A 21,555-nucleotide genomic window follows, 5' to 3' on the forward strand; every position below is an offset into this window, starting at 1 on the left:
AGTTGCGGCCCGCAGAACTTGCCCGAAACATGGGAATCCGCTTAGAGGAAGATGTCTGGCACCAGACGGTCCTCAGGCGCCCCGAGGCTGTATGGCGCAAACTCCTTCACGCCGGCAGCCCTGAGGACTTCTTCGTCGGTGTAGAAGTTCCCCGAACCCGTGACGCCGTCGGCAAGGTTGGCGCCAGTCAGCACAGCGTGCGCAGCATCAGCCATGATCTCCGGTCCGCGGGCGGCCTTCACAATCTGCTGCCCGCCAGGCATGTTCCGGATCGCCGCGGTATCGATCAGCGTGCAAGGCCAGAGCGAGTTGACCGAAACGCCGTCGCTCTTTAACTCTTCGGCGAGTCCCAGGGTGGTGAGGCTCATTCCATACTTGGCCATGGTGTAGGCCAGATGCATCCCGGCCCATTTTGGATCGAGGTTCAGCGGTGGAGACAGCGTGAGAATGTGCCCGTTCCCGGACTCCCGCAGTGCCGGGAGGGACAGCTTCGAGAGCAGGAAGGTTCCCCGGACGTTAATGTCCTGCATGAGGTCGTAGCGCTTCATGTCAATCGCATCCGTGCGCGAGAGGTCGATGGCTGACGCGTTGTTGATGACGACGTCGATTCCCCCAAAACGCTCGACGGCGGCACTCACTGCCGCGGCGACGTCGTCGTCATTGCGGACATCGCCAACGAGGGGCAGAGCCTGACCGCCGGCGGCGACCAGTTGATCAGCCGCAGTAAAAACGGTCCCTTCCAGTTTCGGGTGGGGTTCTCCGGTCTTGGCCATCAGTACGATATTGGCGCCGTCGCGGGCCGCGCGCGTGGCGATGGCCAATCCGATGCCACGGCTGCCGCCGGACATGATGATGGTGCGGCCCTTGAGCGAACCGCTGGCTACATAAGGGGTACTGCCCGTCGGCTTACTCTCTTCGGAAGCTGGGGAAGCATCGTTGCTTGGAGTCATGGAGACACTCTAACCCAAGTATGTTACTGACGGGTAACATAGCGGCAGCTTTGGCTTGGGCGCTGAAAATTGTAGGGTTTCTACAGCGGTTCGCGGCAATGGCGTCACTAGACTGGCCAGCGGGGCCTGTTCTTTGTACGGAAGCTACTTAAGTCAGCTACTTGTTTGCACCAGAACTGCGCCAGCGAAAATCAGCTACAGAGCCGGAGACACTTGATGAGCCACGATCTGACAACGACAGCGGGAAAGATTGCAGACTTCCGCGACCGCCAGGCCCGTGCAGAGCAGCCTTCCGGCCCGGAAGCGATCGAAAAGCAACACGCACGCGGTAAGAACACTGCCCGCGAACGCATTGACCTCCTGGTCGATCCCGAATCATTCGTTGAGTTCGACGCCCTCGCCGTCCACCGTTCCACAGCCTTCGGCATGGAGAAAAAGAAGCCCCTGGGAGACGGCGTCGTCTCCGGTTACGGCACTGTGGACGGGCGCCTCGTTGCCATCTACAGCCAGGACTTCAGCGTCTACGGCGGCTCCTTGAGCCAGGTCAACGGCGAGAAGATCGTCAAGGTCCAGGAATTCGCCCTCCGCAACGGCTGCCCTGTAGTGGGCATCAACGACGGCGGCGGCGCGCGCATCCAGGAAGGCGTGGCTTCCCTTGCCATGTTCGCGGATATCTTCCGCAACAACGTCCATGCCTCCGGCGTCGTCCCCCAGATCTCGCTCATCATGGGCCCGTGCGCCGGCGGCGCTGCCTACTCCCCTGCCCTGACCGACTACGTGGTCATGGTCGACAAGACTTCCCACATGTTCATCACCGGCCCCGATGTCATCAAGACCGTCACGGGCGAGGACGTGGATATGGAAACGCTGGGCGGTGCCCGCCAGCACAACGCCACCACCGGAACGTCCACTTACCTTGCCTCCGACGAAGCCGACGCCATCGAATTCGTCCGCGAACTCCTGGATTTCCTGCCTTCCAACAACCTCTCAGAGGCCCCGGTTGTAGAACACGACCAGGAATTGGAACTCGACGACGACGATCTCGCCTTGGATGGGCTGATCCCTGATTCGGCCAATCAGCCGTACGATATGCGCAAGGTCATTGAGCAGATCGTGGACGACGCCCACTTCCTTGAAATGCAGTCGCTGTACGCCCCCAACGTGATCATCGGCTACGGGCGGGTCGAAGGCCACACAGTTGGCATCGTTGCGAACCAGCCCATGCAGTTCGCAGGCACCCTGGACATCTCCGCATCCGAGAAAGCCGCCCGGTTCGTCCGGCACTGCGATGCTTTCAACATCCCCATCATCACGTTGGTGGACGTGCCCGGCTTCCTCCCCGGCAAGGACCAGGAATTCCAGGGAATCATCCGTCGAGGCGCCAAACTCCTGTATGCCTACGCTGAGGCCACCGTGCCCAAGCTCACCGTCATCACCCGCAAGGCCTATGGCGGCGCATACATCGTGATGGGCTCCAAGAAGCTGGGCGCGGACCTGAACCTCGCGTGGCCCACCGCCCAGATCGGTGTCATGGGCGCCCAGGGTGCAGTGAATATCCTTTACCGTCGCGATCTCGCAGCGGTTGCCGAGGCGGGCGGCGACGTCGAAGCCAAGCGCGCCGAGATCATCCAAGGTTATGAGGAAGAACTCCTCAACCCTTACCAGGCAGCTCAGCTGGGCTATGTGGACGCCGTCATTGCACCCTCTGACACGCGTCTCCAGATCATCCGCGGCCTGCGCGCCCTTCGCGACAAACGCGCCAGCCTGCCCACCAAAAAGCACGGGAACATCCCGCTGTGAGCCCGGCAAAGCATCGGGCAGACGAAAGCCCTTCAACACCCGAACCCGTTGCTCCCATGTTCTCCGTGGTCAAGGGAGAACCAACCGCCGAAGAGCTCGCAGCGCTTGCCGCCGTCGTCGCTTCTGTCGGATTACCCCAGACACCGGAGCCTTCAAAGCCGAACGTTCGTCATTGGGTGCGCCGTCAGCAGTTGCGCCTGGACCCCACGCCGGGTCCGGGCGCGTGGAAGCGCAGCCGCGGATAGCTTCGCTTCTCGCGGTTGGGGAAGAAAGTGCAACAACCCTTTCACGTGAGCCGACTCACGGTTAGGCTCTGTGGGTGACTACTGCAAACACGCCTGCACGACCCAAGACCGCCATCGATTCCGTTGCTGACGCGTACACGGAAAAGCTGATCGAACTCAATCCCAGCTTCGCCACCACGTTGGGGTTGCCGGGGCACGAGACTGAATATCAGGACTACTCGCCCGCGGGCGCCGAGGCCCACGCACAGGCCGCCCGGCAGGCGTTGGAATCGCTGGCGGCGTTGGAACCGACCGACGAATCCGACGTCGTCACCCTGGACGCAATGCGCGAGCGGCTCGGCCTGGAGCTGGAGATCCACGAAACCGGCTGGGATGCTGCCGACCTCAACAACATCGCCTCGCCCGCGCAGGATATCCGCGCCATCTTCGACCTCATGCCCACGGACACCGTGGAGCACTGGGAGCACATTGCCGGCCGTGCCGCCAACGTTCCAGGGGCCATCGAGGGCTACATTTCCTCCCTTCGCGCTGCCAAGGAAGACGGCAAAGTAGCCGCCGCGCGCCAGGTTCGGATCGTTATCGAACAGACCGCCCGCTACGCCGCCGAGGATGGCTTCTTCGCCAAGATGGCTTCATCCGCTTCCCTTGGTGGGCAGCCGCTTCCCGCAGACGTTCAGTCCAAGCTCGACGCCGGAACCTCAGCTGCGCGATCAGCCTACGAGTCGTTGGGTACTTTCCTCCAGGACGAGCTTCTCCCCGTTGCCCCGGAAAAGGACGCGGTGGGACGGGAACGGTATGCACTGGCCTCCCGCTCATTTATTGGCGCCGAAGTCGATCTGGAAGAAACGTATGCCTGGGGCGTCCAGGAGCTTGAACGGCTCATCAGCGAACAGGAAAAGGTAGCCGCGCAAGTCAAGCCCGGCGCCAGCATCGAAGAAGCCAAAAGCATCCTCAACAACGATCCCGCCCGCCAGATCAAGGGAACGGACGCCCTGAAGGCGTGGATGCAGGAGCTCTCGGACCGCGCAGTATCCGAGCTCGCAGACGTCCACTTCGACATCCCGGACGTCATGAAAACCCTCGAATGCATGATTGCCCCCACCGACGAAGGCGGCATCTACTACACCGGCCCCTCCGACGACTTCTCCCGGCCCGGCCGCATGTGGTGGTCCGTTCCCGCCGGCGAAGACACCTTCACCACCTGGTCCGAAACAACCACGGTCTTCCACGAAGGCGTCCCCGGCCACCACCTCCAGGTCGCCACCGCCACCTACCGCCGCGAACTCCTCAACAACTGGCGCCGCAACGTCTGCTGGGTCTCCGGACACGGCGAAGGTTGGGCACTCTACGCCGAGCAACTCATGCTCGAACTCGGCTACCTCAAAGACCCCGGCGACCATATGGGCATGTTGGACGGCCAACGCATGCGTGCCGCCCGCGTTGTGTTCGACATCGGCGTCCATCTGGAACTACCCGTCCCCGAACGCTGGGGCACCGGAACCTGGACGCCCGAGAAGGGCTTTGACTTCCTCAAGGCCAACCTCGACATCAGCGAAGGCCAGCTCCAGTTCGAATTCACCCGCTATGTCGGCTGGCCCGGGCAAGCACCCTCGTACAAGGTGGGTCAGCGGCTCTGGGAGCAGATCCGGGCCGAGCTTGAAACCCGCGAAGGGTTCGATCTCAAGTCCTTCCACAGCAAGGCACTGAACATCGGCTCGGTCGGCTTGGACGTTCTGCGGCGGGCGTTGCTGGGGTAATCGCCAACCGCCCCCGAGACGCACGCCACACCTAGGGCGGGAATAACTTCATAGGTACGTAATATTTCTAAACGTCCGTTCGCTATGTTATTTGAGGTGCACCTAGCGTGTTCCTGTGAGCACCTCAAACAACATCACTTCAGCGCCTGGAAAGAACGGCTTCCAGCTTCCCAAGTGGGCAGGATCCTTCGGCGTCCAGATCATTGCAGCCCTCATTATCGGCCTCGTACTTGGCCTCATCGCCAAGTACACCGGCAGCACCAAGACCGCCCCCAACGGCCTCGGCGCAACTCTTCAAACGATTGGCTCCAGCTACGTCTCGTTGCTGCAGACCGCCGTCGTTCCTTTGATCTTCACCGCGGTGGTGAGCTCCATCGCGAACCTTCGCCAGGTTTCCAACGCGGCCCGCCTCGCTTGGAACACGCTGCTTTGGTTCGCCATCACCTCACTGGTTTCGGTGCTCATCGGCATCGGCCTGGGTGTGCTCCTGCAGCCTGGTGCAGCTACCGGGATCACGCAGAAGGCCGAGTACGCCGGCAAAACCGGTGACTGGTGGGCATTCCTGATCGGACTCTTCCCGAAGAACTTCCTCGGACTCGGCGCGAGCTCCACTGTCACGGAGAGCGCCAATGCTGCCACCACGGTCAGCACCTCCGTCAGCTTCAATGTGCTCCAGATCCTGGTGGTCGCGATCGCCGTCGGAATCGCTGCCCTCAAGGTCGGCAAGCAGGCAGAAGCGTTCCTTACCTTCAACGCCTCCGCGTTGGCCGTCATCCAGAAGGTGCTGTGGTGGATCATCCGCATCGCCCCGCTGGGCACTATCGGCCTGATCGGTAACGCCGTTGCCATCTACGGCTGGGACACCATCGGCTCCCTTGGCAAGTTCACTGCCGCCATCTACATCGGCCTGGCACTGGTGATCTTCGTCCTCTATCCGATCCTGGTCCGTGTCCACGGCCTTTCCATCAAGCAGTACTTCTCCGGCGTGTGGCCGGCCGTGCAGTTGGCCTTCGTTTCCCGTTCCTCGATCGGTACGCTGCCGCTCACCCAGCGTGTCGCCGAACGTAACCTCGGCGTTCCCTCGGGCTACGCTTCCTTTGCCGTACCACTGGGTGCCACCACCAAGATGGACGGTTGCGCAGCGATCTACCCGGCCATTGCAGCGATCTTCGTGGCCCAGTTCTTCGGTATCAACCTGGACTTCAGCCAGTACCTCCTCATCGTGCTGGTGTCCGTGCTCGGTTCCGCGGCCACGGCAGGTACCACCGGCGCCGTTGTCATGCTCACGCTGACCCTGTCCACGCTGGGACTGCCGCTGGCCGGCGTCGGACTGCTGCTGGCGATCGACCCCATCCTGGACATGGGCCGCACAGCCGTCAACGTGGCAGGCCAGGCGCTCATCCCTGCAATCGTCGCCAAGCGCCAAGGCATTCTGGACGAATCGCTGTACAACGCGCCCCGCAATGGTGCCGCATTCGCTGACGAGTTCGCCAACGATACTGCTGCTGCCGAGAACGAGGCGCGCGAACTGGCCGATTCCAAGGCATAGCACCAGCTGGCTTTTCGCACCGCGCAATCCCTTGGGGACTTCTTCCCCGGGGATTGCGCGGTTTAACGGCGAAAGCTGGATAGGCTCGGAGCATGTTGATCGTCACCTCCAATGAGATACCCGGCCACCGGATCGACGCCGTCTTCGGCGAAGTCATGGGCCTCACTGTCCGTTCCCGCGATATCGGCTCCCAGATGCTTGCCGGTTTCCGCTCCCTCGGTGGCGGCGAGCTGCCTGAAATGACCAGGGCACTCTATGAAAGCCGTCAGGAAGTCATGGCCCGCATGGTCAACGAAGCACAGCAGCGCGGCGCCAACGCAATTGTTGCGATGCGTTTCGACACGTCCGAAATGGGGACCAACTGGACGGAAGTCTGCGCGTATGGCACGGCCGTTTACGTGCTTCCGCTCGGCGAAGGCGAACCCGGTGCCACCGGCCAGTCCGTGTACCTGACCAAGACAGCGTCCCAGCCTGCACAAGGGCAGCAGGCTCAGCAGGCTCAGCAACAGCCACCGCAGCCGACTCACCCTGCGCCCCAGGCTCCCCCGCACCAGTTCTGACCTGCTTCCCTCCGCATCACCCGGGTCCCGCCCTTGTTCGCTCTCCTCGCCCTTGTGCGGTGAGCAGAGCGAACAAGGGCGGGATTCGTCATACCCGCGCAAGAAAAAATTGCGCAGAGTGCAAAGTTGCACTTAGTGTAAGTATGTGACTTCAACCAGCAGTGAGCCGACCACCGCTGAGCCCGCCGAAACCAGCGGCCCCTCACGGCGCGAGCTCAACAAGGCGGCAACCCGCGCCTCCATCGCCACCGCAGCCCTTGACCTTCTCCGCAGCAACGGCCCCGGCAATTTCACGGTGGAGGACATCACCGCCAGCGCAGGCGTTTCCCGACGGACCTTCTTCAACTACTTCGCGAGCCTCGAGGCTGCCTTGGCATCCGTGGCCGACGGCTTCATGGATCGCGCCCTTGAGCAATTCCGGTTGAGGCCAGCCGAGGAATCGATCCTCGAATCCGCACAGGCCGCGCTGATGGCCCTCGCTGACCCCATGTCTGTAGCACCTATGGCCGAACTTTTCAGTCTCACCCAGGAGAACCGTTCCCTGGCCCGTTCCGAACTCGAAGCATGGGAACACTGCACGGGGCAGATTATCGACGCCGCCCGCAGCAGACTTGGACCAGAGACCAGCGAGCTCTACTTGCATGCCCTTGCCGGATCCGTCATCTCATGCGGCAAGGCTGCCATGACAGTCTGGTTCGCCGAGCGGGGTCCTGACCTGTCGGCCGAATCGCTGGCGACTCTGCGCCAGTACCTCATCGACGCCATGGGCCTCCTGGGAGCCGGCTTCGCGCCGTCGTCGGAAGCCACTCCACAAGCGGCGCCAGCTGCGAACGCATCAATCCTCTCCTCCGTTCCCAACTCCACAGATCGGTTCTGACATGGCCTCGTTCCTCTACCGCCTGGGCAAGTTTTCTTATCGCCGCCGCTGGCTGGTCATCTCGCTGTGGCTGGCAGTCCTGGTGGCCGTGGGAGGTTCGGCCGCCGCCTTCCACGGCACCATGTCCAACAACTTCAGCATCCCTGGCACGGAAACCCAGAGGATGGCCGACAAACTCAAAGAAGCCCTGCCCGACGCGTCCGGCGGCTCGGCGAGCGTGGCCTTCGACGCCGGCGAGTCCGGTTTTGACCAAGCCAAGAAGGACGCCGTAGCCACTGCGCTCATCAAGCTTGAGGCCATGCCGGACGTGCAGGGAACGGTGAATCCGTTCACCACCCAGGAGCAGTTGGACAAGGCCGCGGGCGAGATTGCCGCAGGCGAAGCGAAGGCTGCCGAAGGCAAGACCCAGCTGGACGCGGCCCGCGCCCAACTGGAAGCGGGCGAAGCGCAGCTCGCGGGAGCGGAACAGCAGATGACAGCCGCAGGCCTCCCGCCTGCACAAATCGAGGCCCAACTCGCGCCGCAGCGTGCCGAACTCGCCGCCAACAAAGCAAAGCTCGACGCCGGCGCCAAGGAAGCAGCCGACGGAGCCACCGCGTTGGCCGTGGGAAAGCGCCAGCTGGAGGCCTCTCAAGGGATGCGTTTCGTGTCCACCGACAACAAGGCCGCCATTGCCCAGGTCCAATTCAAGACCTCCATCAACGCCGTTGATCCCGCCGTCCGCAAACAAGTGCAGGAAATTGTTCAGGGGGTCTCCTCTGCCGGTGTCACAGCATATGCCAGCAAGGAAATCACCGAGGACGTCTCACAGATCTTCGGAGTCGCGGAAATCGTCGGCGTCGCCGTGGCAGCCCTCGTTCTGATCCTCATGCTGGGCACACTCATCGCCGCGGGCCTGCCCCTCGTCATGGCCCTCATTGGCGTGGCTGTGGGCGTCGGCGGAACATTCGCGCTAACCGGCGTGATCAACATGAGCTCCATCTCCCCGATGCTTGCCCTGATGCTTGGCCTTGCAGTTGGCATCGACTACTCCCTGTTCATCGTCAACCGCCACCGCAACCAGCTTCTGGCCGGGATGGACGGCGAGGAATCCGCAGCCCTCGCCACCGGGACGTCCGGAAACGCCGTACTGTTCGCGGGCCTCACCGTCATCATCGCGCTGGCGGCACTTGTGGTCCCGGGGCTGCCCTTCCTGGCTGTGATGGGTGTTGCCGCCGCAGCGACAGTTGCTTTCGCCGTAGTCGTGGCTTTGACACTGACCCCCGCCATTCTGGCGTTGATCGGCCGCAAGCTGATCTCCAAGCGCGCCTGGGCCAAGGCCGCCAAGCACAATGCCGAGCCGGGCCACGAAGCCGCGGACCGTGCCCTGGAAGAGAAGCGCAGCAGCAGTGGCTGGGGTGGCTTGGTCACGCGGCACCCCTGGGTTTCCCTCGTGGCCAGCGTCGTGCTGTTGGGCGCCCTGGCGCTGCCGGCCTCCCAGCTTCGACTGGCACTCCCCGACGGCGGATCCGAGCCAGTCGATTCGCAAGCCTTCAAAGCCTATGACCTCACGCGCAGCAGCTTCGGCGAAGGCGTCACCGGACCGATCGTCGTCGTCGCCGAATTCCCCGAGGGGCTCAGCGAACCTGATGCCAAGAATAAGCAGTTCGACGTCGCGGAACAGCTGCGCAGCGTAGAGAACGTCACGGCTGCGGTGCCTGTGGCCCTGAGCGACGATCGCCGGACGGCCGTCTTCCAGGTCATTCCCAAAGAAGGCCCAGCCAGTGCCGGCACCGTCCAGGTGGTATCGGACGTCAGGGCCAAGGGCACCCAAATCCGCGAAGACCTGGATGTCACCATCGGCCTCACCGGCCAGACTGCCGGCAACATCGACGTCTCCGCAAAGCTTGGGGCTGCCCTGCCGCCGTACCTGGCAATCGTCGTCGGACTTTCGCTGATCCTGTTGCTGCTGGTCTTCCGCTCGATTGTGGTGCCTCTGCTCGCCACCGGTGGTTTCCTCTTGTCCCTGGCCGCCGCCTTCGGCGCCGTCGTGGCCGTTTACCAGTGGGGCTGGCTGGGAGCGATTTTCGACGTCGCCAACCCGGGCGCAGTCCTGAGCTTCCTGCCGATCATCCTGATCGGCGTGCTGTTTGGCCTCGCGATGGACTATCAGGTGTTCATCACATCGGGCATGCGTGAATCATTTATGCATGGGGAGAACGCCAAACACGCTGTTCGCACCGGCTTCAGCCACGCGGCAGCAGTGGTCACAGCGGCCGCGATCATCATGGTCAGCGTGTTCTCAGGCTTCATTTTCAGCCACCTCACCATGGTCCGGCCGTTGGGCTTCGCGATGGCGTTCGGTGTGCTCATCGATGCGTTCGTAGTCCGTATGACGATCGTTCCCGCCGTCATGTACCTGCTTGGCGAGAAGGCGTGGTGGGTGCCCAAGTGGTTGCAGCGCGTCCTCCCGGATGTGGACGTCGAAGGCGCCAAACTGAACCGCAGCGACCGCCCGAAGACCGGCTCCGAGGAACTGGTCCACTAACGTTCTCTCACATCCACCCCCGATCTGACGGACGTTCTCTCACATCCACCCCCGATCTGACGGACGTTCTCTCACATCCACCCCCGATCTGACGGACGTTCTCTCACATCCCGCAGAAAGTCCGACGTCGGCACTCACTTGGGTGCCGACGTCGGGCTTTTTTCGTGCTTTGTTAGCGGGCGCCCATGTCACACGATGAGGTCGTGCCTGGCGTCGAGCTGAATCAGAGCATCGATTACCTCAGCGGCACTGTGGCGGGTGAGGGTCGGCAGCGGCACATCGTTGGGCCAGTCCTGCCCGCGGGAGACCCACGCGGTCTTCAATCCCGCCGCCCGGCCACCCGAGACATCGGCGATCGGGTGATCTCCCACCATCCAGCCATCAGTCAGAACGCCACCCAATTCCTGAGCCGCCAGTCGAAAAATCTCTGCGTCAGGCTTCTTCACGCCAACGGCCTCGGAAATCACGACGCAATCGACGTAGGGTTCAATCCCAAGGTGTTCGATCTTCAGTGTCTGCTGCGCCGTTGCCCCATTCGTGACGATGCCGATCCTCCAGTCGGCCTCCCGTGCTTCCTCAAGGGCCGTGGTCGTACGCGGATCCATTGTCATCAGGCTGACATGTTCGAAGAGCAAGGTGTCCACCAGAGCTTCGACCCCACGGTCCATGCCAAAACGCTCCTTGATAGCAAGCGCCAAGGGTTCCCTTGGCTCATAACCATCCCGGTCCGCAGAAATGAGCCACGTTGCGTCAGAGTCCGGCCTGCCAAGTGAGCGGACTCCCCCGAAAACGGGCAGGAAGTGAGAGAACATCGCCGGAAAACGAGCAGGATGTGAGAGAACAACGTATTAGGCTGGGACGGTGACCCGATTGATCCTTGCCTCGCAGTCCCCTGCCCGCACCAAGTTGCTGACGGAAGCGGGGATCCAGCACGACGTCCTGGTCTCGGACGTGGACGAGGACGCGGTGCAGGCGCACTACGGCGTCACCGACGCACACGACACCGCGCTGCTGCTGGCCCGGGCAAAGGCCGAAGCGGTAGCCGCGCTCCCAGAAGCGGAGGGTGCCCTGGTGATCGGCTGCGATTCGGTCTTCGAGTTCGACGGCGAATCCCACGGCAAGCCCTACACGGCGGAGGTCGCACGTGAGCGGATGCTGCGCATGAGCGGATCCAAGGGAGTTCTCCACACCGGTCACTGGCTGGTCGATTGCCGGGACACCGCTGCCGAGGTGGACGAGGACGAGCCTGCAGACGGAACGGGCGCAACAGTCGGCTCCGTGTCCAGTGCCGAGGTTCACTTCGTCGAGATGACCACAAACGACATCGACGCCTACATCGCCACTGGGGAACCACTGCACTGCGCGGGCTCGTTCACCATCGACGGCCTGGGTGGCGCGTTTATCCGCAAGGTGGACGGTGACCCGCACGCCGTCGTCGGTCTTTCCATCTCTACCCTGCGCGAACTGCTGGTCCACGCGAATGTTGGCATCACCGAACTGTGGGACGCGCACCAGTAGAAGCGATTTGTAGCAACCCTACAAAGGAACATCTCCTCACACACGGAATCCCCCATCAATATGGGCGGAACCCTCACAATCACGCTAGGCTCCTCAAGGACAGAAGGAGTCAACAACTTGTCAGCTAACCCGGCGCAGCCCATTTCCAGCCCTCTCACCAAGGTCTTGATTGCCAACCGCGGCGAAATCGCGGTCCGCATCATCCGAGCCGCCCGGGACGAAGGCATCGCCTCCGTAGCCGTCTACGCAGACCCGGACCGTGACGCCCTGCATGTCCGCCTCGCCGACGAAGCGTATGCCCTTGGCGGCAACACCGCAGCTGAGTCGTACCTGGTCATGGACAAGATCATCGACGTCGCCAAGCAGGCCGGCGCCGATGGGATCCACCCCGGGTACGGTTTCCTCGCCGAAAATGCGGAGTTCGCTGCCAAAGTGATCGACGCCGGCATCACCTGGATCGGCCCCTCCCCCGAGGCTATCTCTGCCCTGGGCGACAAGGTCCAGGCGCGCCACATCGCCGAAAAGGTAGGCGCCCCACTGGTTCCCGGCACAGCTGATCCTGTGGAATCCGCGGACGAGATCCTGAAGTTTGCCGAGGAGTTCGGCCTGCCCATCGCCATCAAGGCTGCTTTCGGCGGCGGCGGACGCGGCATCAAGGTTGCCCGCACCATGGAAGAGATTCCTGAGCTGTACGAATCCGCGGTCCGAGAGGCGATAGCCGCTTTTGGCCGCGGCGAGTGTTTTATCGAGCGCTTCCTGGACGCCCCGCGCCACGTCGAGACCCAGTGCTTGGCGGATGCCTACGGCAACGTTGTGGTTGTCTCCACCCGCGACTGCTCACTGCAACGCCGCAACCAGAAACTCGTCGAGGAAGCCCCGGCTCCCTACCTGAGCGAGGAGCAGAACAAGCGGCTCTACGAATCTTCCAAGGCGATCCTGAAGGAAGCCAACTACCTCGGCGCCGGTACTTGCGAGTTCCTGGTGGGCCAGGACGGCACCATCTCCTTCCTTGAGGTCAACACCCGGCTCCAGGTGGAGCACTGTGTTTCCGAGGAAGTTACGGGCATCGACCTCGTTCGTGAACAGTTCCGCATTGCGCGCGGCGAAGCTCTTGGTTACGAGGACCCCGAAGTCCGCGGCCACTCCTTCGAGTTCCGCATCACCGGCGAAGACCCGGGCCGCAACTTCATGCCCGCCCCGGGCACGGTCAGCACGTTGAAGAACCCCACGGGCCCCGGCATCCGCGTGGACTCCGGCATTGAGCAGGGCGATGTCATCAGCGGAAACTTCGACTCCATGCTGTCCAAGCTGATCGTCACCGGCGCCACCCGCGAGCAAGCCCTCCAGCGCTCGCGCCGCGCCCTTGAGGAGATGGTGGTGGAAGGCATTCCCACCGTCATCCCCTTCGACCTCGCCGTTGTCACGGACCCCGCCTTCGCCCCGGTAGAGGGACCGTTCAGCGTCCACACCCGCTGGATCGAAACCGAGTTCGTCAATAACATCCCTGCTTGGACGGCCAGCGGTGCGGGTACGGAAACGCCCGACGCCGGTGAGCGCCAGCGCGTCGTCGTCGAGGTTGGCGGCAAGCGGCTTGAGGTCGTTCTGCCGTCCGGCTTGGGCGCCAGCGTTGCAGCTGTTTCCAGTGGTCCTGGCACCAAGTCGGGCAAGTCCAAGAAGCGTTCCCGTTCGGCAGGAGCCGCAGCGGCTGCCGCCGGTGGGGATGCACTGACCTCGCCGATGCAGGGCACCATCGTCAAGGTGGCAGCTGCCGATGGCGATATCGTGGCCGAGGGCGATCTGATCGTTGTCCTGGAAGCCATGAAGATGGAACAGCCGTTGACCGCACACAAGTCCGGCACGGTGCGCGGGCTCGCAGCCACAGCGGGTGAGACGGTCGCTGCCGGCGCTGTCATCGCCACCATCGAGGACTAAGAACCGAAGCTTAAACACCTCGGCCCCGCACCTTCCGATGCGGGGCCGAGGTCGTTAATTCCCAAAGGTCAGGCGACGTTGTTCTCGTAGTCCATGTCCTTGGTTTCGCGGGTGAGCCAGAGCGCCACGAAGGTGATCACCGCAGCGATCGCCATGTAGACCCCAACCAACCACGTGCTGCCGTTCGCTGCCTGCCAGAGAGCGATGGCGACGAACGATGCCGGGGCCGCTCCGATCATGGACGACAGGTTGTACGCCACCGCAGAACCGGTGTAGCGGACGTTGGCCGGGAACAGCTCAGGCAGGATGGCCGCCATAGGCCCAAACGTGAGGCCCATGAGGGTGAAGCCCACAATGAGGCCAACCATCGCCGCTGCCTGGCCGGGACCAAACATGGTGAACCAGAGCGCACCGAATGCGAAGATGCCGACGGTGACGCCCAGCAGGAACTTCCGACGGCCCCACTTCTCGGCCAAAGGTCCGGAGACCACGGTGAAGATACCGAAGAAGACGACGCCGATGATCAGCATCCAGAGGAAGTCGGACCGGGTGATGCCCAGGCCGGGGACAAACGCCGCAACCTGGTCCGCCGTCATCGGCTTGCCTGCCTTTTCGGCCGCGGCCTGGGCGCCGACCAAGGTGGGCTTGGTGCCGTAGGACAGGGTGAACGTGGTCATGATGTAGAAGAGCACATAGGTGGCAAACATGATGAAGGTGCCGGCCAGAACCGGGCGCCAGTGGCTCTTGAGGGTTGCGGCGAGGGGCAGCTTCTGGACCTTTTCCTGTTCGATCACCTTGGTGAAGGACACGCTCTCCACCAGCTTCAGGCGAACGTAAAGACCCACAATGACCAGGATCGCGCTGAGGATGAACGGAACGCGCCAACCCCATGCCAGGAACTCTTCGGCCGTCAGGGCAACGTTCATCCAGATGAAGATCACGTTGGCGATGATGAAGCCAATAGGGGCACCCAGCTGCGGGAACGTTCCATAGATGGCACGCTTGCCTTCCGGCGCATTCTCGGTGGCCAACAAAGCTGCGCCGGACCATTCGCCGCCCAAGGCCAGGCCCTGGAAGAAGCGCAGGATAACCAACATGATCGGGGCCAGGATCGCCCACCCTGCCATGGAAGCCGTAGGCAGGAGTCCGATCAGGAAGGTTGCGATACCCATGGTCAACAGCGAGGCAACCAGGGTTCCCTTGCGGCCGATCTTGTCACCAAAGTGGCCGAAGACAACGGCGCCGATGGGACGCGCGAAGAAGGCCACACCGAAGATGGCGAACGCACTGAGAAGCGCATTGATGTCTGTGGCATCGGGGAAGAAGAGCTTGGGGAAGACGAGCACTGACGCGGTGGCATAGGCGTAGAAGTCGTAGAACTCGATCGTCGTGCCGATCAGGCTGGCGAAGATCACTTTGCCCCGCGAGTTCACTGGCTTGGTGGACTCGCCTTCCTTGGACGTGGCAGTCGAAGACATGTAGTAGCAGCTTTCGTTCACACCGGCCGATGCCCCTCGGAGCCTGCCCGGCGAAGGATTATTCGAGAGTTCAATAATAGTTCCCGCAGTCCATTGACTGGACAACTAAGTCCACTATGCGGACCAGTCGAAAAGTCTCACCCTGTGGTCCGGGCCACACTACCTCACCATTGCCTCACGCGCCGGTGACCCCGCCGATAGGGAAATGTCACAGCACGTTTACAAAGGGCGACGGTCCGCGAAACGCGTGAAACCTACCTTGGAAGAACAACGTCCCCACAAAGGAGGCACTCCGTGACTGTTGACCGCACTGCAGAAGAACTGGCCCCCGCCCAGTCCACTGCTACCGCCGTTCCCGCCCTTGAACACCGCCCCGGCCGCTGGATCGCCAACTGGGACGCCGAGGACAAGGGCCAGTGGGAAGCCGAAGGCCGGTCCATCGCCAAGCGCAATCTGTACTGGTCGATCTTCGCCGAATTCCTCGGCTTTGTCGTATGGCAGCTCTGGTCGATCGTTGTCGTCCAGCTCCCCGCAGCAGGTTTCAAGTTCGATACCAACCAGATCTTCTGGCTCATCTCCATCCCCAGCCTCGTAGGCGCCACGCTGCGAATCCCCTACACCTTTATGGTGCCGAAGTTCGGTGGCCGCAACTGGACCATCGTCTCGGCACTGCTCCTCCTGATTCCCGCCAGCGGCCTGGCGATCTGTGTTTCCAATCCGGAAACGCCGTTCGGCATCATGCTCCTGGTAGCAGCCCTCGCCGGCTTCGGCGGAGGCAACTTCGCCAGCTCGATGGCCAACATCACCTTCTTCTACCCGGCACGCGAAAAGGGCTGGGCCCTCGGCCTGAACGCCGCGGGCGGAAACCTTGGTGCCGCCGTCGCGCAGCTTGTGGTTCCCATCGCCATCACCCTGCTCGCAGCTGGAACCGTGAACCTGCCCATGGCCGGCATCATCTGGATCCCGCTGATCCTGATCGCGGCTTTCGGTGCATGGAAGTACATGAACAACCTCACCAGCGCCAAGGGTGACGTGGCCGGATCCGTGGCGGCCCTCAAAGAACCGCACCTGTGGATCATGGCATTCCTTTACATCGGTACGTTCGGCTCGTTCATCGGCTTCGCCGGCGTCTTCCCGAAGCTGATCAAGGACTACTTCCCCGATTTCTCCTCCATCCACCTCGGTGCAGTGGCCCTGTCCCTGGCATTCCTCGGCCCGCTGGTCGGTTCTCTGGCTCGTCCCTACGGTGGCCGCATGGCAGACCGCATGGGCGGCGCCCGGATGACCATCGCCTCGTTCGCTTCCATGGCTGTCATCACGCTGACCATGATCTGGACCCTGCCGCTGAAGAACTTCTGGTTGTTCCTTACCTTGTTCCTGGTGCTCTTCCTGGCCAGCGGCTTCGGTAATGGCGCAACGTACCGCATGATCCCGGTGATCTTCGCGACCTCCAGCCGGGCCGCACGTTCAGGCGCCCCCAGCGGTACAACGGCACGGTTGGCATCCTCCTCACTGGGCCTGATCTCGGCGATCGGTGCCTACGGCGGATTCGTGATCCCCCAGGTGCTCAACGCATCGAACACCGCAAGCGGCTCCTACACCCCGGCGTTCTACGGATTCGTTGGAGCCTACGTCCTGATGCTCACCGTCTGCTGGGTCTGCTACATCCGCCCCGCCCAGAAGCGCAACACGATCGGACACATCTAGATGCCCAACGGCGCCGATACCCACTGCCCCTACTGCGCGCTCCAGTGCGCCATGACGCTGACCCCGGCTGCCTCGGCAGCCGGGGCAGCGCCCGCGCCCTCGTCCGACGCAGCACCGGCAAGCCCTGCCACACCTGCAATGCCCGGTGAAGGTGCCGTGCCCCTGGAAGTTTCAGGGCGCGATTTCCCCACCAACCGGGGCGGGCTGTGCCGCAAAGGCTGGACATCGGCGTCGTTGTTGCGTCACAACGGCCGCGTCACCGAACCGATGCTCAAAGGATCCGACGGCGTCCACCAGCCGATCTCCTGGGACCAGGCGCTCATGCTGATCACCGCCGCTGTGAAGGACACCCAGAAGCAGCACGGAAACGACGCGATCGGAGTTTTCGGTGGTGGCGGCCTCACCAACGAGAAGGCGTACATGCTGGGCAAGTTCGCCCGGCTGGCCCTGCGCACCTCACGCATCGATTACAACGGCCGCTTCTGCATGTCATCGGCAGCCGCCGCAGGCAACCGCGCCTTCGGCGTGGACCGTGGCCTCCCCTTCCCCGTCACGGACCTTGACTCCGCGTCCGTGATCCTCATGCTCGGCTCGAACGTCGCCGAGACCATGCCGCCGTTTGTCCAGCATCTTCAGGGCGCGCGCGACGCCGGCGGGCTGATCGTAGTGGACCCCCGCCGTTCGGCTACGGCAGCGTTCACGGGCGACGGCGGTGGCATCCACTTGCAGCCGACGCCCGGCACAGATTTGGCCCTCCTTCTGGGCATCAGCCACGTTGTGGTCCACGAAGGCCTGGCCGACACCGGCTACATCGAGGCAAACACCAAGGGCTATGCTTCCGTGGTCCGCAGCCTCAACGCCTTCTGGCCCGAGCGCGTCCAGTCCATCACTGGCGTCCCGGCCACCCTCATCCGTGAGACGGCCCGACGCCTGGCCCAGGGCGCCCGCAATGGCGGCAGCTACATCCTCAGTGGCCGTGGAGTCGAACAGCACGTGGATGGTACGGACACCGCAACCGCTGCCATCAACCTCAGCCTCCTCCTTGGCCTGCCGGGCTCGGCCCGCAGTGGCTACGGCACGCTGACTGGCCAGGGCAACGGCCAGGGCGGCCGCGAGCACGGCCAAAAGGCTGATCAGCTTCCCGGCTACCGCAAAATCACCGACCCCGCTGCACGCGCCCACATCGCCAAGGTCTGGGGTGTGGACGAGTCGCTGATCCCCGGAGCCGGCCTGCCCGCCGTCGAACTCCTCAAGTCGCTCGGAAAGCCCGACGGCGTCCGTTGCCTCTTCGTGCACGGCGCCAATGTGGTGGTTTCGGCGCCGGACACCAACGCGGTAACCCAAGGACTCCGCAGCCTGGACTTCCTGGTGGTTTGCGACTTCTTCATGTCCGAGACCGCGGCCGAAGCCGATCTGGTCCTGCCCGTGACGCAGTGGGCCGAGGAAGAAGGGACGCTGACCAACCTTGAGGGACGCGTCATCAGACGCCGCAAGGCAATCACCCCTCCCCCTGGCGTCCGCAGCGAATTGTGGCTGATGGCACGGCTCGCGGAAATGCTCGAGGCTCCCTCCATGTTCAGCGATGACCCCGAGACAGTGTTTGAAGAACTCAGACTTGCTTCCGCCGGTGGGTTGGCTGACTACTCCGGAATCGACTACGCCATGCTGGATCGTGGCGAAGCTGCCTACTGGCCGTACCCCGTGGGCAGCCAGGGAACGCCGCGACTCTTCGCGGACGGGTTTGCGCATGCTGATGGCCGCGCCGTGATGGTCCCGGTTACCCCTTCCAAGCGGGCTGTACGTTCGTTTGCGGACGACTCTTTGGCCCTAGCCACTGGCCGCCTCCTGGAGCACTACCAGTCCGGCGCCCAGACGCGCCGCGTGAGCGAGCTGCTGGCGTCTCAGCCGCAGGCCAAGCTCCTGATCCACCCTGGCACGGCCGCAGCGCGTGGCATTGCCGACGGCGACTACGCAACAGTGACCAACCAACGCGGTGAGGTCCTCTGCCGGGCGGAACTCAGCAACTCGGTCCGCCCGGACACTGTGTTCCTCCCGTTCCACTTCCCGGGCCAGGAAAACGCCAACCGCCTCACTGAGGCGGTCACCGATCCCATCTCCGGTATGCCGGAGTTCAAGACCAGCCGGGTATGGGTCCGGCGGGCAGCGTCCACCACAGTGTCAGCGGCTCCAGTCGCCGTGCCTGCTGGATCCGGACTGCCCCTGCACGCCAAGGAGGCATCATGAGCGAGCGCATTGTTGTTGTTGGATTCGGCCCCGTTGCTGCGCGACTGGTGGACGAACTGCTTCCCGCGGTCCGCACAGGACTTGTGCAATTGCTGGTGGTCGGACAGGAAGCTGAGGCCGCCTACAACCGCGTCATGGTGGCCGAACTGGGCGTCGGGCGGACCACTCCTGAAGCCCTGGCCATGGCTGATGCTGCTGAACTGGAGGCCGACGGCGTTGACGTCCGGTTGGGTGTCAAGGTCAAGAGGATTGACCGTGCACGCCAGCATGTGATTCTCTCCGACGGCACCAACGAACACTACGACCGCTTGGTGTTTGCCACCGGCTCCCGGCCCGTCATTCCCAACCTCACCGGCTTGAACCCTGATCCGGCGGGCCCCGTTCTTCCAGCCGGTGTCACTGCCCTGCGCGATCTTCGCGATGCCGCGGTCCTCCGTGAAGCTGTCGCTGGCGGTAAACGCGTGGTGGTCCTGGGTGGTGGCGTGCTTGGCCTGGAAACCGCCCTCGCAGCCGCGGAGGAAGGCGCCCAGGCAACGGTGGTCCACAACGGCCCCTTCCCTTTGGGCCGCAGCATTGACCGTGGCAGCGGATCCGTCCTGACGAGCAGCCTCCGTGCAGGCGGCGTCCGGATGGCCGGCAACGCGAGGTCTACAGGCGTGGAAACCGCTGGCCCCGGCGGAAGTTTCTCCGCTCTGCTGCTGGAGGACGGCTCGGCGATCGACGGCGACCTGCTGGTCCTCTCCTGCGGCGTCCGCCCGAGGATTGAACTGGCCGAAGGCTGCGGCCTTCCCACGGGTGCCGGCATCCTGGTGGACCACCATCTCCGGACCTACCACGAGCCACACATGTTCGCGATCGGCGATTGTGCCGAGGTCCGCTGCCCTGACGCTTCCTGCCTTGATTGCCGGACCGCCACCGCCCCCTCCGGTTTGGTAGGCCCGGGCTGGCGTCAGGCCGAGTGGCTGGCTGAATATTTGGTGGTCCTGGCACAAGAGGGCCAGGAAGCCGCGGATGCGCTGGAAGCCCTGCCCACAGAAAAGCCAGGCGTCGTGGTTCTGAAAGCACGGGGCATCAACCTGGCTGTTGCCGGCGATAACCAGGCCGATCCATGGGACGAAGAGCTTCTGGAAGCCGGGGCCACTCCTGGCCGGGCACGTCGCCAGATCTCCCAGTGGGCCGATCCCGAGCACGGCCGCTACGTCAAGATGACAACGCGCGGTGGAGTGCTGGAGGGTTTGGTTGCTGTGGGCATGCCCCGGACTGCCGCTGAACTGGTGGTCCTTTTCGAACGTTCCTCGGAGTTGCCGGCCGACCGTTCCCTGCTGCTTCGCCTGGACGGCCCGGACCAGTTGGATTCCGGCGCTACCAGCAACGATCCCCAGCGCACAGTGTGCCGCTGTGCAGGCGTCAGCGCCGCCAGCATCGAGGATTCCGTGCTGGAAGGATGCAGCACTGTTGGCGAGGTCTCCAAGGCCACACGGGCAGGCACAGGGTGCGGTGGATGCCACGAGGACATCAAAGGGCTCATCGAGAAGCACTTCCAGGCGACCGCTGCGTAGGCGCCCCCCTTAGACTTCTCGGGTGAACGTATCTGAGCAAGCGCCGGGAGTCTTCTTCGTCCAGGGGCCCGCGTCCAACTGGGTCATTGTCCGGGACGGCACGGGCTTCCTGCTGATCGACGGCGGATACCCCGCCGACCGTGACTTGGTCCTCGAATCGATCAAGGGGCTGGGCCTGGATCCCGCCGATGCCAAAGCCATGCTCATCACCCATGGCCACGTGGACCACACGGGCTCCGCTGCGTACTTCTCGCGGACGTTCGGCACGCCCATCCTGTGTTCCCCGGAGGAATTGGCACACGTTCAAGGCAAGGAGAAGCATCAGGTCACGTTCGGTCAGGTGATTATCCGGGCTTGGCGTCCCCGCGTTTTCCGCTGGTTACTCCATGTCATCACAGCGAAAGCCCTCCAGGCGGAGCCGGCAACCCGCGCCGAGGCGTGGGACGAGGACAGGCTCCGGAGCCTGCCTGGCCAGCCGGAAGCCATCCTCTTGCCCGGGCACACTCCAGGCAATGTTGCCCTACTGCTCCCTGGGGCGCAGGCCATCGCCGTCGGCGACTCGTTTGTCAGTGGCCACCCGATCAGCACACGTTCCGGGCCCCAGATGCTGCACCGGATGTACCACTCGGATCCGAAGACCGCCCTCGCAGCGGCACGGTCATTAAGCGCCGTCCAAGCGAACGTGATCCTGCCGGGCCACGGTCCTGCGTTGCACATGCCCGTCGCCGAAGCCATCGCGGCCCTCCGAGCGTAGGAAGCAGAAACGCCCGTTTCGATGACGCGCTGCGCGCCAGACGGTGGGAATCGTCTGGCATGCAGCAAGCCATCGAAACGGGCGCCACAGGAGCAAGA

16 protein-coding genes are annotated in these 21,555 nt (G+C 63.4%); 13 read left to right on the forward strand and 3 right to left on the reverse strand.

The window, feature by feature from the left end; translation table 11 throughout:
• Positions 1-41: 41 nt before the first annotated feature.
• Positions 42-950 carry an SDR family oxidoreductase gene (locus tag ABIE18_RS05180; RefSeq protein WP_499721582.1) on the reverse strand — a complete coding sequence of 303 codons (909 nt, stop codon included), beginning with the start codon at positions 948-950 and terminating at the stop codon, positions 42-44.
• Between the two features lie 216 nt (positions 951-1,166).
• Between ABIE18_RS05180 and ABIE18_RS05185 the strand changes: the two genes are divergently transcribed.
• The 7 genes from ABIE18_RS05185 (at position 1,167) to ABIE18_RS05215 (ending at position 10,265) form a co-directional block, all read left to right on the forward strand.
• The gene (locus ABIE18_RS05185) at positions 1,167-2,750 is read left to right on the forward strand and encodes an acyl-CoA carboxylase subunit beta (RefSeq protein ID WP_216925413.1); all 1,584 of its coding nucleotides are present in this window, start codon (positions 1,167-1,169) and stop codon (positions 2,748-2,750) included.
• Positions 2,747-2,995: an acyl-CoA carboxylase epsilon subunit gene (locus ABIE18_RS05190; protein ID WP_499721583.1), complete on the forward strand. Its 249-nt coding sequence runs from the start codon at positions 2,747-2,749 to the stop codon at positions 2,993-2,995. Before ABIE18_RS05185 ends, ABIE18_RS05190 begins: the two co-directional genes overlap by 4 nt.
• A gap of 74 nt (positions 2,996-3,069) precedes the next feature.
• Positions 3,070-4,752 carry a DUF885 domain-containing protein gene (locus ABIE18_RS05195; RefSeq protein ID WP_499721585.1) on the forward strand — a complete coding sequence of 561 codons (1,683 nt, stop codon included), beginning with the start codon at positions 3,070-3,072 and terminating at the stop codon, positions 4,750-4,752.
• Positions 4,753-4,867: 115 nt separating this feature from the next.
• On the forward strand, positions 4,868-6,301 hold the full coding sequence (locus ABIE18_RS05200) for a dicarboxylate/amino acid:cation symporter (protein WP_499721586.1): 1,434 nt from the start codon (positions 4,868-4,870) through the stop codon (positions 6,299-6,301).
• Between the two features lie 92 nt (positions 6,302-6,393).
• The gene (locus tag ABIE18_RS05205; RefSeq protein WP_499721588.1) at positions 6,394-6,861 is read left to right on the forward strand and encodes a YbjQ family protein; all 468 of its coding nucleotides are present in this window, start codon (positions 6,394-6,396) and stop codon (positions 6,859-6,861) included.
• A gap of 145 nt (positions 6,862-7,006) precedes the next feature.
• The gene (locus tag ABIE18_RS05210; RefSeq protein WP_499721589.1) at positions 7,007-7,738 is read left to right on the forward strand and encodes a TetR/AcrR family transcriptional regulator; all 732 of its coding nucleotides are present in this window, start codon (positions 7,007-7,009) and stop codon (positions 7,736-7,738) included.
• Between the two features lies 1 nt (position 7,739).
• On the forward strand, positions 7,740-10,265 hold the full coding sequence (locus ABIE18_RS05215; RefSeq protein ID WP_499721591.1) for an MMPL family transporter: 2,526 nt from the start codon (positions 7,740-7,742) through the stop codon (positions 10,263-10,265).
• Positions 10,266-10,453: 188 nt separating this feature from the next.
• Here the strand turns inward: ABIE18_RS05215 and ABIE18_RS05220 are convergent, their stop codons facing one another.
• The gene (locus tag ABIE18_RS05220; protein ID WP_499721592.1) at positions 10,454-10,933 is read right to left on the reverse strand and encodes an HAD family hydrolase; all 480 of its coding nucleotides are present in this window, start codon (positions 10,931-10,933) and stop codon (positions 10,454-10,456) included.
• Between the two features lie 193 nt (positions 10,934-11,126).
• Between ABIE18_RS05220 and ABIE18_RS05225 the strand changes: the two genes are divergently transcribed.
• The gene (locus ABIE18_RS05225) at positions 11,127-11,783 is read left to right on the forward strand and encodes a Maf family protein (RefSeq protein WP_499721594.1); all 657 of its coding nucleotides are present in this window, start codon (positions 11,127-11,129) and stop codon (positions 11,781-11,783) included.
• A gap of 60 nt (positions 11,784-11,843) precedes the next feature.
• A complete protein-coding gene (locus ABIE18_RS05230; RefSeq protein WP_499721595.1) occupies positions 11,844-13,715 on the forward strand; it encodes an acetyl/propionyl/methylcrotonyl-CoA carboxylase subunit alpha in 1,872 nt (623 codons plus the stop codon).
• Positions 13,716-13,783: 68 nt separating this feature from the next.
• Here the strand turns inward: ABIE18_RS05230 and ABIE18_RS05235 are convergent, their stop codons facing one another.
• On the reverse strand, positions 13,784-15,193 hold the full coding sequence (locus ABIE18_RS05235; RefSeq protein ID WP_499721596.1) for an MFS transporter: 1,410 nt from the start codon (positions 15,191-15,193) through the stop codon (positions 13,784-13,786).
• Positions 15,194-15,487: 294 nt separating this feature from the next.
• Here ABIE18_RS05235 and ABIE18_RS05240 point away from each other — a divergent pair, with 294 nt between their 5' ends.
• From ABIE18_RS05240 to ABIE18_RS05255, 4 genes are read left to right on the forward strand one after another with little or no spacing between them, the layout of a single operon-like run.
• Positions 15,488-16,900, forward strand: a complete 1,413-nt coding sequence (locus ABIE18_RS05240; RefSeq protein ID WP_499721597.1) for an MFS transporter — start codon at positions 15,488-15,490, stop codon at positions 16,898-16,900.
• Positions 16,901-19,144 carry a molybdopterin oxidoreductase family protein gene (locus ABIE18_RS05245; RefSeq protein WP_499721599.1) on the forward strand — a complete coding sequence of 748 codons (2,244 nt, stop codon included), beginning with the start codon at positions 16,901-16,903 and terminating at the stop codon, positions 19,142-19,144.
• Entirely contained in the window at positions 19,141-20,703 is a 1,563-nt protein-coding gene (locus ABIE18_RS05250) for an FAD-dependent oxidoreductase (RefSeq protein WP_499721600.1), read from the forward strand. Before ABIE18_RS05245 ends, ABIE18_RS05250 begins: the two co-directional genes overlap by 4 nt.
• Positions 20,704-20,725: 22 nt before the next feature.
• Positions 20,726-21,457: an MBL fold metallo-hydrolase gene (locus tag ABIE18_RS05255; protein ID WP_499721601.1), complete on the forward strand. Its 732-nt coding sequence runs from the start codon at positions 20,726-20,728 to the stop codon at positions 21,455-21,457.
• The last annotated feature ends 98 nt before the right edge of the window (positions 21,458-21,555 follow it).

The sequence above is a fragment of the Arthrobacter sp. 2762 genome (assembly GCF_040548745.1).
Taxonomy (GTDB): Bacteria; Actinomycetota; Actinomycetes; order Actinomycetales; family Micrococcaceae; genus Arthrobacter.

Excerpts from the sequence above, each read along its gene's own strand:
- ABIE18_RS05180 (WP_499721582.1), bottom strand. The coding sequence starts at position 950 with ATGACTCCAAGCAACGATGCTTCCCCAGCTTCCGAAGAGAGTAAGCCG.
- ABIE18_RS05185 (WP_216925413.1), top strand. The coding sequence starts at position 1,167 with ATGAGCCACGATCTGACAACGACAGCGGGAAAGATTGCAGACTTCCGC.
- ABIE18_RS05205 (WP_499721588.1), top strand. The coding sequence starts at position 6,394 with ATGTTGATCGTCACCTCCAATGAGATACCCGGCCACCGGATCGACGCC.
- ABIE18_RS05215 (WP_499721591.1), top strand. The coding sequence starts at position 7,740 with ATGGCCTCGTTCCTCTACCGCCTGGGCAAGTTTTCTTATCGCCGCCGC.
- ABIE18_RS05220 (WP_499721592.1), bottom strand. The coding sequence starts at position 10,933 with ATGGACCGTGGGGTCGAAGCTCTGGTGGACACCTTGCTCTTCGAACAT.
- ABIE18_RS05230 (WP_499721595.1), top strand. The coding sequence starts at position 11,844 with ATGGGCGGAACCCTCACAATCACGCTAGGCTCCTCAAGGACAGAAGGA.
- ABIE18_RS05235 (WP_499721596.1), bottom strand. The coding sequence starts at position 15,193 with ATGTCTTCGACTGCCACGTCCAAGGAAGGCGAGTCCACCAAGCCAGTG.
- ABIE18_RS05245 (WP_499721599.1), top strand. The coding sequence starts at position 16,901 with ATGCCCAACGGCGCCGATACCCACTGCCCCTACTGCGCGCTCCAGTGC.
- ABIE18_RS05250 (WP_499721600.1), top strand. The coding sequence starts at position 19,141 with ATGAGCGAGCGCATTGTTGTTGTTGGATTCGGCCCCGTTGCTGCGCGA.